Source organism: Luteimonas sp. AC640a (assembly GCF_979256585.1).
Window position 1 is genome coordinate 484,919 of record NZ_CEEDOV010000007.1, and the last position, 14,756, is coordinate 499,674.

The 14,756-nt window shown below is 67.3% G+C and carries 13 protein-coding genes; 8 read left to right on the forward strand and 5 right to left on the reverse strand.

The window, feature by feature from the left end:
• The first annotated feature begins 140 nt into the window (after positions 1-140).
• The gene (locus tag ACZ9YD_RS06470) at positions 141-557 is read left to right on the forward strand and encodes a nuclear transport factor 2 family protein (protein WP_465074297.1); all 417 of its coding nucleotides are present in this window, start codon (positions 141-143) and stop codon (positions 555-557) included.
• 30 nt (positions 558-587) lie between these two features.
• On the opposite strand, the gene ACZ9YD_RS06475 is transcribed toward ACZ9YD_RS06470, so the two are convergent.
• Positions 588-2,669, reverse strand: coding sequence for an EAL domain-containing response regulator (locus ACZ9YD_RS06475; RefSeq protein WP_465074298.1), 2,082 nt, complete (start codon positions 2,667-2,669; stop codon positions 588-590).
• A 24-nt stretch (positions 2,670-2,693) separates the two neighbouring features.
• Positions 2,694-3,737, reverse strand: coding sequence for an EF-P beta-lysylation protein EpmB (gene epmB / locus ACZ9YD_RS06480; protein ID WP_465074299.1), 1,044 nt, complete (start codon positions 3,735-3,737; stop codon positions 2,694-2,696).
• A gap of 93 nt (positions 3,738-3,830) precedes the next feature.
• Here epmB and efp point away from each other — a divergent pair, with 93 nt between their 5' ends.
• The 7 genes from efp (at position 3,831) to folE2 (ending at position 9,783) form a co-directional block, all read left to right on the forward strand.
• On the forward strand, positions 3,831-4,397 hold the full coding sequence (gene efp / locus ACZ9YD_RS06485; RefSeq protein ID WP_465074300.1) for an elongation factor P: 567 nt from the start codon (positions 3,831-3,833) through the stop codon (positions 4,395-4,397).
• A gap of 162 nt (positions 4,398-4,559) precedes the next feature.
• Positions 4,560-5,309, forward strand: coding sequence for a PA3715 family protein (locus ACZ9YD_RS06490; protein ID WP_465074301.1), 750 nt, complete (start codon positions 4,560-4,562; stop codon positions 5,307-5,309).
• Positions 5,310-5,311: 2 nt separating this feature from the next.
• Positions 5,312-6,655, forward strand: a complete 1,344-nt coding sequence (locus ACZ9YD_RS06495) for a TRZ/ATZ family hydrolase (protein WP_465074302.1) — start codon at positions 5,312-5,314, stop codon at positions 6,653-6,655.
• Between the two features lie 10 nt (positions 6,656-6,665).
• Entirely contained in the window at positions 6,666-7,376 is a 711-nt protein-coding gene (gene ubiG, locus ACZ9YD_RS06500; RefSeq protein WP_465074303.1) for a bifunctional 2-polyprenyl-6-hydroxyphenol methylase/3-demethylubiquinol 3-O-methyltransferase UbiG, read from the forward strand.
• Complete coding sequence (locus ACZ9YD_RS06505) at positions 7,373-8,059, forward strand: phosphoglycolate phosphatase (RefSeq protein ID WP_465074304.1); 687 nt, start codon at positions 7,373-7,375, stop codon at positions 8,057-8,059. Before ubiG ends, ACZ9YD_RS06505 begins: the two co-directional genes overlap by 4 nt.
• Complete coding sequence (locus ACZ9YD_RS06510) at positions 8,056-8,730, forward strand: hypothetical protein (RefSeq protein WP_465074305.1); 675 nt, start codon at positions 8,056-8,058, stop codon at positions 8,728-8,730. Before ACZ9YD_RS06505 ends, ACZ9YD_RS06510 begins: the two co-directional genes overlap by 4 nt.
• A 138-nt stretch (positions 8,731-8,868) precedes the next feature.
• On the forward strand, positions 8,869-9,783 hold the full coding sequence (gene folE2, locus ACZ9YD_RS06515) for a GTP cyclohydrolase FolE2 (RefSeq protein ID WP_465074306.1): 915 nt from the start codon (positions 8,869-8,871) through the stop codon (positions 9,781-9,783).
• A 200-nt stretch (positions 9,784-9,983) separates the two neighbouring features.
• Here folE2 and ACZ9YD_RS06520 read toward each other — a convergent pair whose 3' ends face one another.
• The 3 genes from ACZ9YD_RS06520 to ACZ9YD_RS06530 all read right to left on the reverse strand — a co-directional run bounded on the left by ACZ9YD_RS06520 (position 9,984) and on the right by ACZ9YD_RS06530 (position 14,746).
• On the reverse strand, positions 9,984-13,334 hold the full coding sequence (locus ACZ9YD_RS06520; protein WP_465074307.1) for an autotransporter domain-containing protein: 3,351 nt from the start codon (positions 13,332-13,334) through the stop codon (positions 9,984-9,986).
• A gap of 163 nt (positions 13,335-13,497) precedes the next feature.
• A complete protein-coding gene (locus tag ACZ9YD_RS06525; protein ID WP_465074308.1) occupies positions 13,498-13,908 on the reverse strand; it encodes a hypothetical protein in 411 nt (136 codons plus the stop codon).
• A 4-nt stretch (positions 13,909-13,912) separates the two neighbouring features.
• On the reverse strand, positions 13,913-14,746 hold the full coding sequence (locus tag ACZ9YD_RS06530) for a M23 family metallopeptidase (protein ID WP_465074309.1): 834 nt from the start codon (positions 14,744-14,746) through the stop codon (positions 13,913-13,915).
• Between the last annotated feature and the right edge of the window lie 10 nt (positions 14,747-14,756).

The window sequence follows — 14,756 nt, forward strand, 5'->3', positions numbered from 1 at the left end:
AGGGGGAGGCAAGGCGCGATGCGGCGTAAATCGCGCCGGTTGCGTGCCGATCGATGCGCATTCCTTGGACGAAGCACGGGGTTTGAAACATGCGGGATATGCGCGGCAGGGCAGGGTGGACGCGTTGGAAAGTGTCACTGGTGTTGACGTGCGGACTGGCGCTCGCGGGTTGCAGTCGCGAGGCGCCTGAAGACGCGATCCGTGCGCAGGTCGTGGCGCTGCAGACAGCGATCGAACAACGCAGCGCGTCGGATGTTGCGGACGTGCTCGACGAGGATTTCATCGGTCCGCAGAACATGGACCGGCGCGCCGCGCGGCAGATGGCGGCGGTGCTGATGCTGCGCCACCAGCGCATCGGCGTGCTGACCGGACCGGTGGATGTGACCTTGCAGGGCGAGGACCGCGCGACGGTGCGCACGCGCGCCGCGCTGACCGGCGGCGAAGGCAGTGCACTGCTGCCCGACAGTGCGCAGGCGTGGCGGATCGAAAGCGGCTGGCGGTTGCGCGCCGGCGTCTGGCGCATCAACAGCCTGGCCTGGACGCCGATCCTGCCGTGAGCCACGGCGCCTGCGGGCGCCGCGTGTGCGTCACTCGAAGTCGTACTGCATGCCCGGACTTGCGGCGGCCAGGAAGTTGCCCTGCACGTAGTCGATATCGGCGCCGAACAGGATCGACATGCTGGCAGCGTCCTGCACGAACTCGGCGATCGTGCGGATACCGACCTCGCGTGCACGCCGAGCGATCTCGCCGATGCGCGCCTGGTTTTCGGAGTTGCTCGGCAGGTCGTCGGTGAAGCTGCGGTCGAGCTTGAGCAGATGCGGCTGGAGATGGCTCAGCAACTGGAACGAATCCAGGCCGGCACCAAACTGTTCGAGCGCGAAGCGGCCATCGAAACGCGCGAGTCGCGCGGCGAAGGCCTGGGTCGCCTTGAGATGCGTGAACACCTTCGCTTCCGGCAACTGCAGCACGAGGTATTCGCCGGGCACCTGATGCTCGGACAGTTGCGCGCCGACGAAATCCGCGAACGCGTCGCCGTCGAGCGAGGCCTGGCTGACCTTGACCAGTAGCGTCGTCGGATGGCCGGCGCGCAGGCGCTGGCCGATCGCGGCGATCGCGCGCGCGACGACATGGCGGTCGATCTCGCCGAGCATGCCGTTGTCTTCGGCGATCTGCAGGAACGTGCCGGGCGCGATCAGTTCGCCATCGCCGCCATCGAGCCGCAGCAGGACGTCGTATACCGCGGCGTTGTCGCCCTGCAGGTTGATGACAGGCTGGTAGTGCAGCACGAAACCGTCGTTGTCGAGGGCCCCGCGCAGGCGCGTGACCCAAGCCTGGATGCGCTCTTCCTCGACGCGATCGACGGCGCTCGGGTCGAATACCTCGCAGCGGTTACCGCCGGTGCCGGACGCCGATTCCAGCGACGTCGTCGCACGCGCGAGCACCTGGGCGACATTGGCGATCTTCTCGCCGACCTGCACGCCACCGATGCTGACAGTGATGACGCTGGAGCGTTCGCCGACATCGAAGACGTGGTCGGCGAAGCCCGCGCGGATGCGTTCGGCGGTCGCGGATGTAGCGTGGTAGTCGTGGCCGCGCAGCAAAATGGCGAGCGTGTGACCCGCGTAGCGGGCGATCGTCGCGTCGTCGCGGACCAGCGTCTGCAGACGCTCGGCCGCTGCAGCCAGCAGGTCGTCGGCATGGTCGAGGCCGATGTCGGCCAGCAACTGCTGGTGATGATCGGGCTCGAGCATCAGGAAGCCGTACTGGCGGTCGGACTGCGCGGCGTCGTCGACGGCGTCTTCGATCGCGCGCAGGAATGTCGGGCGGTTCAGCAGGCCGGTGACCTGATCGCGGTTGCGCAGCTCCTCGAGCTCGAGCACGAGATCGGCATCGAGTTCCTCGCGGCGGCGGAACACCACCTGCAGGCAGGGCTCACCTTCGTACTGCGCAGTGGCGAACTCCATCGAGGCCGGAAACGCATTGCCGCTGACATCGCGCGCTTCGATCTCGTGGCGCGGCGGTGGCGGCTCGCCCTTGCTCAGCGATTTCAGTAGCGCCTTGAACGATTCCACGTGCTGCGGCGCGACCATGTCCAGCAGCGAGATGCCTTCGACATCCTCGAAGCTGTCGTAGCCGAACATCTCCAGATACGCCGCATTGGCGCGGATATGCATGCCTTCGTGGATGTAGGCGATCGGGTCGCGCGAGGAATCGATCAACGCATCGCAGCGGCGCTCGGTCTCGCGCACACGTGCTTCCAGGCGACGCAGGCCGCGTCGCGCGTCGCGATCGGCCCAGGCCTCGCTCACGCAGGCCAGCAGCTGCTGCGGCGCATGGCGCAACGCGACCGCGCGCGCGCCGGAATGGATCGCGTCGATGTAGTCCGCCTCGACCAGCGTGTCGACCAGCGCGACGACCGGCAGGTCACGGCCGCTGTCGGCGATGCGTTGCATCACTTGCGCGAACGGGAGCAGGGTCGAGTCGCGCGCGGCGATCACCACGTCGGGAGACTGGCTGCCGATGATGCGACCCAGGTCGTCGTCGGATTCGGGCCGCAGGGGACGCACCGCAATGCCGGCATTGCGCAGTCCGCTGGCGAGCGCCTCGGCATCCTCGACGCGGTCGTCGACGATCAGAAGGCGCAGGGCGGTGTCGGCTCGTGTCGACATTCGGGTCTCCGGAGGCAGACCGCCTTATGCCACGGGGGGGGGCATCCGTCCATCGTCGTGACAGGTCATCGGACGTTTGGATGCGTCACCTGCGACCTCGCGCACAAGACGCGGGACCAGATACCCGGACTGGCGGGCGACGAGCGCCGCGTGCAGGGCGAGCGCGGTGGCGTCTTCCACCTCGAAATGCGCCGCGCCGGCCACGCGGTCGAGCTGGTGCAGGTAATAGGGCAGCACGCCGGCGGCGAAGCCGCGTTCGGCCAAGGCGGCGAGCGTGTCCACATCGTCGTTGACACCGCGCAGCAGTACTGCCTGGTTCAACAGCACCGCGCCGGTGCCGCGCAGGGCGCGCAGGGCCGCATCGACGCCGTCATCGAATTCGTTGGCGTGGTTGGCGTGGACCACGATCGCGACCGGCCAGGGCAGCGACGCCAGCCAGGCGAGCAGCTCGCCGTCGACGCGATCGGGCAGCACGATCGGCAGGCGCGTGTGGAGACGCAGCCGGCGGAGGTGCGGAATCGCGCGCAGGGCGTCGGTCAGTTCGACGAGCTTGGCTGTAGCCAGCGACAGTGGATCGCCGCCGGACAGCAGTACCTCGTCGATGCTCGGATCGGCCTGGACCGCCGCGATCGCCTCGCGCCAGTTGTTCGCGGCCGCGGTTTCTTCGGCGTAGGGAAAATGCCGGCGGAAGCAGTAGCGGCAATGCACCGCGCAGTTGCCGGTCGTGATCAGCAATGCACGGCCCTCGTACTTGTGGATCACGCCGTGGCCCGCCTTGGCGGCGCCATCGCCGACCGCGTCCAGGTCGAAACCGGGGGCGGGGCGCATCTCGTCGTCGAGCGGCAGCACCTGGCGCAGCAACGGGTCGTGCGGATCGCCATGACGCATGCGCGCCACGAAAGCGCGCGGCACCCGCAACGGGAACTGCGCGGCGGCCGCGTCGGACACACCCAGCGCCATCTCGGGCAGGCCGAGCAGGGCCAGCAGCTCGCGGGGGTCCCGGACGGCCTCGCGCCAGGCCTGCTGCCAGCGGCGCGGCTGCATCGTGAGGGGGGCTGCGGGTATCATGTGCGATTGAATCCGTAGAGCCGTCCGCGTGAGTCGCGGCCGGGAAACCCCATATTGTAGACGCCGGCGCGACCGGCCCAGCAGGAGTGAACGATGGCCAGCTATGGCTTGAACGACGTCAAGAACGGATTGAAGATCCTGGTCAACAACGAACCCTGCGTGATCACCGAGACGGAATACGTCAAGCCGGGCAAGGGTCAGGCGTTCACCCGCATCAAATACCGTTTCATCAAGTCCGGCCGCGTCGTCGAGTTGACGATGAAGGCCACCGACTCGCTGGAAGCGGCCGATGTCGTCGATACCGACATGCAGTATCTCTACAGCGACGGTGAGTCCTGGCACTTCATGGACCCCGAGTCCTTCGAGCAGTTCCAGGCCGACAAGGCCGGCATGGGCGGCGCGGAGAAATGGCTCAAGGGCGAGGAGCAGTGCGTCGTCACGCTGTGGAACGGCACGCCGATCCAGGTGGTGCCGCCGAATTTCGTCGAACTGCAGATCACCGAGACCGATCCCGGCGTGCGCGGCGACACCTCCGGCGGCGGCGGCAAGCCGGCGACGCTGGAAACCGGCGCCGTGGTCCGCGTGCCGCTGTTCGTCGGCCAGGAAGAAGTGATCAAGGTCGACACCCGTTCGGGCGAGTACGTCAGCCGGGTGAAGTGATTGATCCGCAGCAAAATTGCGAAGCGATTTGCGTCGCGGATCAATTATTCCCGCGCAGGCGGGGATCCAGTGCCCGTGCGCGTTGTTGAAGGCACCTTGAAGCGAGTGCGCCGGTGCCTCGCCGCAAGCGTTCTGATATTCGCAGCTGCAGGCGCGTCGGGCATGGCGTCCGCCAAGGACGCCTGTCCGCTGCAGACCCTGTATGCATTGACGCAGGCGTCGCTGCTGCCGACGGGCGACGACGTGCCGCTGGTGGCCGAGGCCTGCAAGGTCTGGCCGTACGACGAGTCGCTCGCACTCGCGGCAGTGGCCTACCCCCTGCCGGAGTCCGACGATGACGGGCGCGTGCTGCGTCTGGTGATCGCGGTGCTCGGTGCGCAGGAGGCCGACATTCTCGCCGTGCACGAAACCGACCTCACCGAGGATGCGGCATTCGCATTGATCGAAGACGGACTGATGCTCGACACCGCGCGCTATGACCTCGCCCAGGGCGTGCGCGCGTTCGGTGTGAAGGTGCGCAGTTCGGCACCGGGCCCGAGTTGTCCGGACGGCCGCTTCAACGACGAGCTCACGCTGTACGTGCGCGAAGGTGATGCGCTCCGACCGGTGTTCAATTCGTACACCGATTTCTGGGCGCGGGTGGAAGGCGAGCCCTGCAGTTGGGACCAGAACCAGCGTCTGGTGACCGAGGAAGCGGCGTTCACCATCGGCGTGGAGCGGAGTGCACACAACGGTTTCGCCGATCTGCGCGTGACCGCCAACGTCGCGCGTATCGAAAGCGCCGCGACCAGTGACGCGGAGCAGACCGTGCGCCGCCGCGACAGCCGGGTCGTGCGCTACGACGGTACGCGCTACGACACGAGCGCACTGGAAAACGGCTTCTTCTGGACCCAGGCCCCCGAGGACGAATGAGCATGCATGACGCGACCCCGCAATCCATCGACCTGCTGATCGAAGCCGCGCACGTGGTGCCGGTCGAGCCGCACGCGGTGGTGCTCGACGACCACGCGGTCGCAGTGCATCGCGGCGTCATCGTCGCGGTCTTGCCGATCGCAGAGGCGCGGCAGCGTTTCGCACCGGCCGAGACGGTGTCGCGGCCACATTCGGCGCTGCTGCCCGGTCTGGTCAACGCGCACACGCACAACCCGATGACGCTGCTGCGCGGCATCGCCGACGATCTGCCGCTGAAGGTCTGGCTGCAGGAGCACATCTGGCCGATCGAAGGCGCGGTGATCGGCCCCGAGTTCGTCGCCGATGGCGTGACCCTGGCGCTGGCCGAGATGATTCGCGGCGGCACCACCTGCGTCAACGAGAACTACTTCTTTCCCGACGTGCAGGCCGCGGTCTACAAGCGCCACGGCTTCCGCGCGCGGGTCGGCCTGCCGGTCATCGATTTTCCCACGGCGTGGGCGTCGAGCGACGACGAGTATTTCGAACGTGCTGGCGAAGTGCACGACCAGTGGCGCGACGATCCGTTGATCTCGATGGCCTTCGCACCGCACGCGCCGTACACGGTCAGCGACGCGAACTTCGAACGTATCCGCATGCTCGCCGACCAGCTGGATCTGCCGGTACATCTGCATCTGCATGAGACTGCGCAGGAAGTGCAGCAGTCGATCGACGAGCACGGCCAGCGGCCACTCGCACGCCTCGATCGCCTCGGCCTGGTCAACGACCGCCTGATCGCGGTGCACATGACCCAGCTGACCGAGGCCGAGATCCACATGTGCGCCGAGCGTGGTGTCAGCGTGGTGCATTGCCCCGAATCCAATCTCAAGCTGGCGTCGGGCTTCTGCCCGGCGTGCGCGCTGGAACGCGCCGGGGTGAACCTCGCGATCGGCACTGACGGGGTGGCCAGCAACAACGATCTCGACATGTTCGGCGAGACCCGCACCGCGGCGATCCTGGCCAAGGCAGTCGCCAACGATGCCGCGGGTTTCGATGCGTTCACCGCGCTGCGCGCGGCGACGCTGGGCGGCGCGAAGGCGGTCGGCTTCGGCGATCGCATCGGTTCGATTGAGCCGGGCAAACAGGCCGACCTGATCTGCGTCGATCTGTCGCCGATCGAGACCCAGCCATTGCATCACGTGGTCTCGCAGCTGGTCTACGCGACCGGCCGCCACCAGGTCGGCGACGTATGGATCGCCGGCCAGCCCAAGCTGCAGTCGCGCACCCTGATCGGTTTCGATCTCGACGCCATCACCGCGAACGCGCGTCAATGGCGCGAACGCATCGCCACGCTGCGCAACGGCGCATGAGGACACTGCAATGACGGCAGCACGCGACAACTTCCATCAGGCTGAACTCGACAAGTTCGGCGCGCTCGCCAACCGCTGGTGGGATGCCGACGGCCCGCAGAAGGCGCTGCATGCGCTCAATCCGGTGCGGCTCGACTACGTGCGCGAGCGCACCCGTCTCGACGACGCGCGCATTCTCGATGTCGGGTGCGGCGGCGGCCTGCTCAGCGAGGCGCTGGCGCAGCGCAGTGCGCGCGTCACCGCGATCGATCTGGCCGAAGATCTGGTCAAGGTCGCGAAAATGCACGGCCTCGAAAGCGGCGTGCAGGTCGATTATCGCGTGCAGTCGGTCGAATCGCTGGCTGCCGAGCAGCCGGGCAGCTTCGATGCGGTGACCTGCATGGAAATGCTCGAGCACGTACCGGATCCGGCCGCGATTCTGAAAGCCTGCGCCACGCTGCTCAAGCCGGGCGGCTCGCTGTTCGTGTCCACGCTCAACCGCACGCCGGCGGCGTTCGCGCTGGCCATCGTCGGCGCCGAATATGTGGCGCGCCTGTTGCCGCGTGGCACGCACCAGTACGCGGCCTTCATCAAGCCGTCCGAGCTGGGCGGCTGGCTGCGCGAAGCCGGCCTTGAACTGCAGGACGTCACCGGTCTGATGTACGAGCCGTGGCGCAATGGCGCGCGGCTGATTCCGCGCACCGACGTGAATTACCTGGCCTGGGCGCGGAAACCGCAGTGAGCGATTCCAGTCCCGCCAACCGGTTTCCGGCCGGCGCATTGTTCGATCTCGACGGCACGCTGCTCGACAGCGCGCCCGACATGCTCGCGACCGTCAACCGGATGCTGTCGAGCCGCGGTCGCCCTTCGCTGGCGTTGCCCGATATCCGCCCGGTGGTCTCGCGTGGCGCACGCGCGATGGCCTCGGTCGCGTTTCCCGAGCTCGATGCCGAAGGCGTGGCCGCGCTGGTGCCCGAGTTTCTGGCGGTCTACGCCGAAGAGCTCGGCCGCCACAGCGTGCTGTTCGACGGCGTCGAACCAATGCTGGCCGCGCTCGAAGCGGCTGGCACGCCGTGGGGCATCGTCACCAACAAGCCCGAGTACCTCGCAGCGCAGATCCTGCCGCAGCTCGGCTGGCAGGACCGCTGCGCCGTGCTGATCGGCGGCGACACGCTGGCCGAACGTAAACCGCATCCACTGCCGCTGCTGCACGCGGCGGCTGCGATCGGCATCGCGCCGGCGGACTGCGTCTATGTCGGCGACGACGCACGCGACATCGCTGCGGCACGCGCGGCCGGCATGCCGTCGGTCGTCGCCTTGTGGGGCTATCGGCTCGACGACGACGATCCCGTTACTTGGCAGGGCGATGTGATGCTGGACGCGGTGCATGCGCTGGTCGAACCCGCCGGCTGGCCGCAGCGATGAGCGCGGTGATGCAATCGGGCGACGAGGATTTCGTCGGCAAGTGGCAGGCGCGTTGGCCGGAATGGCGCATCGGCATGGCCTTCGTCGCACCCGAGCAGCGTGAGCGCGCGGCGCCGTGGTTCTCGCTGCTCGACGAGTTATGCGATGCGGCCTGGGCCGGCACCGACGCGACGCCGGGTCTGGCGAAACTCGCGTGGTGGCAGGACGAGCTACAGGGTTGGGGCAAGGGCGCGCGCCGGCATCCGCTCGGGTCGCAGCTGCAGCGCGTCGATGCGCCTTGGCAGACGCTCGCCCTGGCGCTTCGCCTGTTGCCCGCGACCCGCGAGCATCCCGCCGATACCGCGCGCAATCTCGCCCAGTTGCAGGATTTCGCGTTGGCGATCGCCGCCTGCGAATCGCGCCTGTTCGGCGATGGCAGTCGTGACAGCGGCGACGGTCGTATCGATGCCACGCCGCTGCTGGCGATGCAGGCCTTCGTGCGCACGGACCAGTCGCTCGCCGCGCATCTGCTGGCCGAATGGCCCGCGCCGGGTGCCGGCACGCGTCCGCGACGGATCGCGAACGCGATCCTCGGCGCGCGTCTGCGTGTGCTCGCGCGCGATGGCGTGAGTCGTCCCGTGCCCGGTCCGCGCGTGCTGTGGTCGAGCTGGCGGGCCGCGCGTCCGCGCTGAACATCGGCTGCGCGGCCGGGCGCGGAAACGCAGCGTTGCGGGGGTCGATGCGGACGAGCCGGTAGACTGGACACCCACGACGGGCGCCGCACACCGGCGCCCGTCGTGTCATTCCCGCCCAACGCCACGAGTCCCGTCTTGAGCACCGCATCCTCCATCGACCGCCTTCCCGACGTCGCCGGCGACCAGGCCCAGGCCGCGCGCCTGCTGGACTGGGTGGGCATGGGCAACATCGCATTGCCGCTGCGCATCGAGAATGCGGCTGGCGGCGCGGTCACGGTGCCGGCCTCGGCCGACATCGGCGTGAACCTGATCGATCCCGACGCACGCGGCATCCATATGTCGCGCCTGTACCTGCATCTGCAGGACGCACTGTCGAGCCAGGTGCTGGATCGCGACACGCTGGCGCGCGTGCTGCGCGACTGCATCGACTCGCAGCGCGGTCTCGCCGATCGTGTGCAGCTCACGCTGCGCTACGGCCAACTGCTGCGACGCGCCGCACTGGCCAGCGCGCACAGCGGCTGGAAAACCTATCCGGTCGAGATCGACGCCGTGCTCGGCCCGGATGGTCTGGCGCTGACGCTGTCGCTGTCGGTCGAGTATTCGAGCACCTGTCCGGCATCGGCAGCGCTGTCGCGCCAGCTCAACGCCGCGCGTTTCGCCGGCGATTTCACACCGGAGACGAGCGGATACGACGCGGTGCGCGACTGGCTGGAATCGCCGCGCGGTCTCGCCGCGACGCCGCACGCCCAGCGCAGCCGCGCCGACGTCCGCCTGACCCTGGGCGCGGACGTCGACACGTTTCCGATTCTCGCGATCGTCGATGCGCTGGAACATGCGCTCGGCACGCCGGTGCAGACCGCGGTCAAGCGCGAGGACGAGCAGGCGTTCGCCAGTCTCAATGCCGAAAACCTGATGTTCTGCGAAGACGCCGCCCGCCGCGTCGCCGCGGCGCTGTCGGCCGACCCGCGCGTGACGCGGTTCGAAGCCAAGGTCTCGCACTTCGAAAGCCTGCACGCGCATGACGCGGTGGCGCGGGTGAGTGGGCCGTAAGTCCGGTTGTCTGCGCTGCCCCAGGCAAAGCAGCCGATGCGCTGCAGATCGCACGGTACTGTGGGCGTCGGGCTTCCACGCGTAAGAGGGGGCCACCGTGGGGGGCGTGCCCCGGGTACGTAGGACGCTGTGATGCACATGCTCCAGACAAAAAAGAAGGGCGGCCGGAGCCGCCCTTCGTCTGCAGCGCAGCCGGATTCTCAGAACTGCAGTGAGAACCTGGCGTTGGCGCCGTGGTCGCGTGCGTCGTCCGACAGCGCGCCGCTGTAGCCGAACTCAAGCATGCTGTTCGCGGTCGTTCTGGCGGCAAAGCCCAGTTCGACGAGCATGGCTTCGTCCCGGATGACAGGACTCCGCACGCCATACCACTGGGTGCCGTCGAACGAGAGTTGCGTCGTCTGCCCCTGGTTGCCGCCCGCATAGCGATAGCCTAGATTGCCGCGCAGGCTCAGCCAGCTCTGCTCTTGAGACGAGCCGCTCGGGTTGACCGCAAGCCGGACGCCCGCCGTTCCCAGATCCACACGTGCGTTGGCATCGCGCCCGCGCAATGCAGCCGCGCCGCCGTCCTCGGTGAAACCGTCGGTGTCGAGCTCGACATGGGCGTACTGCAGGTAGGGCTCGATCTCCCAGTTGCCGGCGTCGAAGCGATAGCCCACTTCGGCGAACGCCTGCCAGCCGTCCGCATCGTAACGGCCGTGCACGCCGTCGACGAAACCGGAGAAGCTGACATCGCGCTGGATGTCGAGTTCATGCCAGGCGTGCGTGTAGCCGGCACGAATGCCGAACCCGTTCCATGTCTGGCTGCCATAGATGCCCACGTGACGCGTGTCGGCTTCGCCCTTCGAAGCGCGGCTGCGCACGTCGAAATCGGTGCTGCCGACACCGCCGAACACGCCCATGCGCCATCCGCCGTCGAACTGCCGGTCGATGCCAACCAGGGCAGCGGAGCCGTTGTGCTGCGTACGCGCGGCGTTGCCATCATCCGCGATGTGCCCGCCTTGGCGGTGTACCTCCACCCATGCGCCAGTGTTGGCGTCGGCATCGCGCTGCCCGCCGAAGGCGTCTGAGCCTGCAGATGCGCGCGCGAGCGCGGCATCGCGGACCAGGCGCCCGCTGTCGAGCAACACCTGCTGGGCGCTCGCATGCACCTCGCCGGAGAGCTGGTCGAATGCGCGGGGCGCCGCAGCTTCACTGAGAAGGGTGATCGGAACAAGCAGTCCCTGGTTGTCGGGGAGCGCGTCGACGGCGTTGGCGACCGCCCACTGGTTGTCACTCCGGGCTGCACTTGCAAGCGCTGCGCCCCTTACAACGCCGACATCGAGCGCGTTCGCGCCGTACAGCATCGACAGCGAGAGGAACGGTGACAGTGCACCGGTGTCGACGGTGTCGAACGTCCCGGTGATGCCGCCAGCTGCAGACAAGATCCGGTATTCCTGTCCAAGCAGGAACGTACCCGGCAGTTGGCGCGCCAGCAGAGTGCCGCCGAGCAGCGTTGCGGAACCGGTGACTTCGAGCAGGTCGGCCTGATCCGGTGGCTGCAGTTCGGCGACCAGGGTCGCGCCTGCAGTCTGGGTGTAATCCCCGTCGATCGTAAGCGTGCCGATCGAATTGCCCGGTGCGATGGTGCCCGACACCCAGGTATCGCCTAGCGTGCCGCTGCCGCCGAGCAGGCCGCCGGCTTCAACGCGCGTCGAAGCGCCGGTCACGGTGCCGTTGACGATCGCCATACCGCCCGTCGTTCCATCTTCCGACCCCCGCACAGTGAGTGCGCTACCGACCAGGCTGCCCTGTGCATCGATCAGCAAGCGCCCGCCTGACACCACGACATCATCTGTCAGGGTATTGCGGCCGCGCATTTCGAGGGTGCCGCCGGTGACGCTGGCGCCATTGAAGCTGTTGTCGCCATCCAGGCGTAGCCAGCCGCCAACATTCGAGTGGAAACCGAGGCGACCCGGACCCCCGATGTCGTTGCTCCACATGTCCCAGGCGTCACCTTCCCAGACCTTGCGTCCACCGGCCGCCAGGTCCATCACCACGTCGGTATCCACCCGCAGGGAACCGTAGCCTTCGATGGCCGCTTCCAGGTTCAGCAGTCCCCATCCATAGATCTCGTCGACGCCTTCCTCGCCCAGGTCGGTGGCGGTGGTCAGCATCACATCTCGAACCTGGAAACCCTGCAGGTAAGGGAAGCGTTCGAACAGCAGGCCGAGGGCACCCGTCACGTGGGGCGCGGCCATGGACGTGCCGGAGTAATCGGCAAAGCCCGGCAGACCTTCGCGGCTGTCGAACTCATAGCGCAGGTTGCCCGCGTCATCGATGAACCAGTCGCCCTGAACGAGTTCGCTGTCGAACACCGTCGAGGTGATGAAGCTGCCCGGGGCGGCAATGCACCATTGTGCGGTGATGCCGCACTTCATCGAGCGATCGCTCAGTACGCCCGTCTCGTTGAGATTCACCACGCTGACCCAGTACTGCTCGATGTCGGCAAAGATCGCCGGCAAGGTAGCGGGTGCCGTCGCCTGCGGGCTGGCTTCAGGAGAGGCGTTGACGCCACTGTTGCCGGCAGCCACGACCTGGATCATGCCGGAGCGGCGCGATGCTTCCGTCATTTCCTCGAACGTCGCCGCGATAGAAGGCGTCGCCATCAGCAGTTCGTGGTAATACGCCGCTTCCTCCGGGGTATAGGCGGTGTACGTGTAGCCCCAGCTGTGATTCATGGCGCGCACGCCGTGATCGATCGCCTGATCGTACATCTGGGCGAAGGCAGTGCTGCCGGCCGATGTGCCGTACGTCTCGCACTGGTTCAACAGAATGCAAGGCAGGTCGACAATGGTCAGGCTGTCGTTGAACAGGCGGCCCGAGCTGAGGTCCGCACCGAAGGCCACACCGTGCATGCCACTGCCATCCCGGTTGGCGGCGATCGTTCCGGCGACATGCGTGCCGTGGCTGTTGAACGAGAAGAACGTGTTGCCCCAGAGGTAGTCATTGGCGGGGTTGGGGAAGAACGCGGCCAGTGCCGGGTCGTAGTACTCGCCGTCGATCGCGACTTGGTCGCCTTCGGAATAGAAACAGGCTTCGGGTCCGGCGAGCGCGCTGGTATTGCCGCACAGGGTGCCGTCTTCGAGTACATCGGCCATCGTGATCGAGCGGTGCTCCTTGCCCGCGAACTCGGGATGGTCGAAGCCCGCGCCGGAATCGAGCAGGCCGAGGCGTACGCCCGCACCACTCAACCCCCTCGCATACGCGTGGTGTGCGTTGATGACTTCCAGACCCCAGTCGGCTTGGAACTCTTCCGTGACCCACGATTGCGGATCCGAAGGCGATGAAGGCAGGTCAGCAGCGGCGACTGTCTGCTGGTGCATATCGCTCCGCACTGCTGCAATCGGCGCAGCGCGATGCCAGGTCTTGCTGAAATTCTGGGACGCGGCCAGGTTGCCTGTGGGCACGGCCGACACCCGCTGCGTCGCATCGAAGGCCTCTTGGATCACCGTGCGGACTGCGTCGTCCGCTGCAGCGGCGGAAGCGTTCGCGCTTCCGAATGCAGTGGACATCAAAAGACCGCCGGTGATCGCCAGCGCAAGTGGCGTGCGCGCAAAACGAAGCGGCCGGACGGAACGAGAACTGCGTAAAGTCATGCTAACTATCCCTGTGTGTGATGAACGCCGTACTTGATCAGCAGGCGTTCATCGATGCTAACCGCACAACACAAAGATGTCAGTCTTGTCCGCCGCGATGCACGAGCACATTGAAGCGAAGCGGCGTCAACGGGGCAGGGCGTCGCACACGGATCGTCCACGTGCCTTCCGAAGGCGCCTGAAGGGCGAATCGCCCGTCGTCGCCGACGGTCACGCTTCCAGTTTGCGTTTCGACCACACTGGTCGGCGGCGCGCGCCCTTCCAGAATTGTGAGGGCCTCGACCTTCGCGGGCACGCGAACTGCGCTATCGGGGATTTCGCGCCCCGTCGTGTTGCCGGCGTTGGGAGAATTGCCGTGCAAACGATCTGAATCCAATTGCTGCGCGCCGGCACAACCCACCGTGGTGACAATGCCCAAGATCACGCTGAGACATCGCGCCGACGCGGGGTGAGATGCCCACAATGCGACGGTCGTATCTTTCAACGCCACGACCTCAACGCTCCAGCACCAGCTGCGGATCCACCCGCACGTCCAGCCAGTTCATGCCCCAGTGCAGATGCGGCCCGGTCGCGCGCCCCGTCGCACCGACGGCGCCGATGATCTGGCCCTGTTCGACGCGATCGCCCACCTTCGCGTCGATGCGCGACAGGTGCAGGAAGTTCGAGCTCACGCCATGCCCGTGGTCGAGCAGCAGCGTGCCGCCGGTCAGATAAAGATCAGGTCCCGCGAACGTGACGATGCCCGCAGCCGGCGCTTTGACTGGCGTGCCGGTGGGCGCGGCGATGTCCATGCCCGAATGCGGTGAGCCCGGCTGGCCGTTGTACGAACGCGCGCGACCGAAGCGTCCGCTGATGCGGCCTTCGACCGGACGGATGAAACCGTTCCCGAAATCCACGCGGTCGTCGTCGCGCACGCGCGCTTCGGTGACCTGCGCCTGTTCGCGGCGGATCCGTTCCGCGATCGCCGGCGGCGGATTCACCGTGGCCGGCGGCACGCCGTTGACGCGCTCGACCGGCCAGTCGCGGGGCGTGATCGCGATCGACGCCGACTGGCGGCTGCCGTCCGCGCGCGTGACGTCGACCTGCACAGGGCCGGCTTCGTCACGCCCGACGCCCAGCACCACGGTGCCGTAGCCGCTGACGCGCAGCGCACGGTCGCGGTATTGGACCTGGCTGCCGGCCGGCACCTTGCCGATCACGAGGCTGCCCTGCTGCACCTGCGCCGGGAACCGCACATCGCCCGCGTCCTGTGCAGACAGCGGCGTTGCGAATACCAGCACTGCAACGATGAGGAGATACGCGAGCGGCAAAAGGCGGGGCAGGGGCATGCGGTGGTCC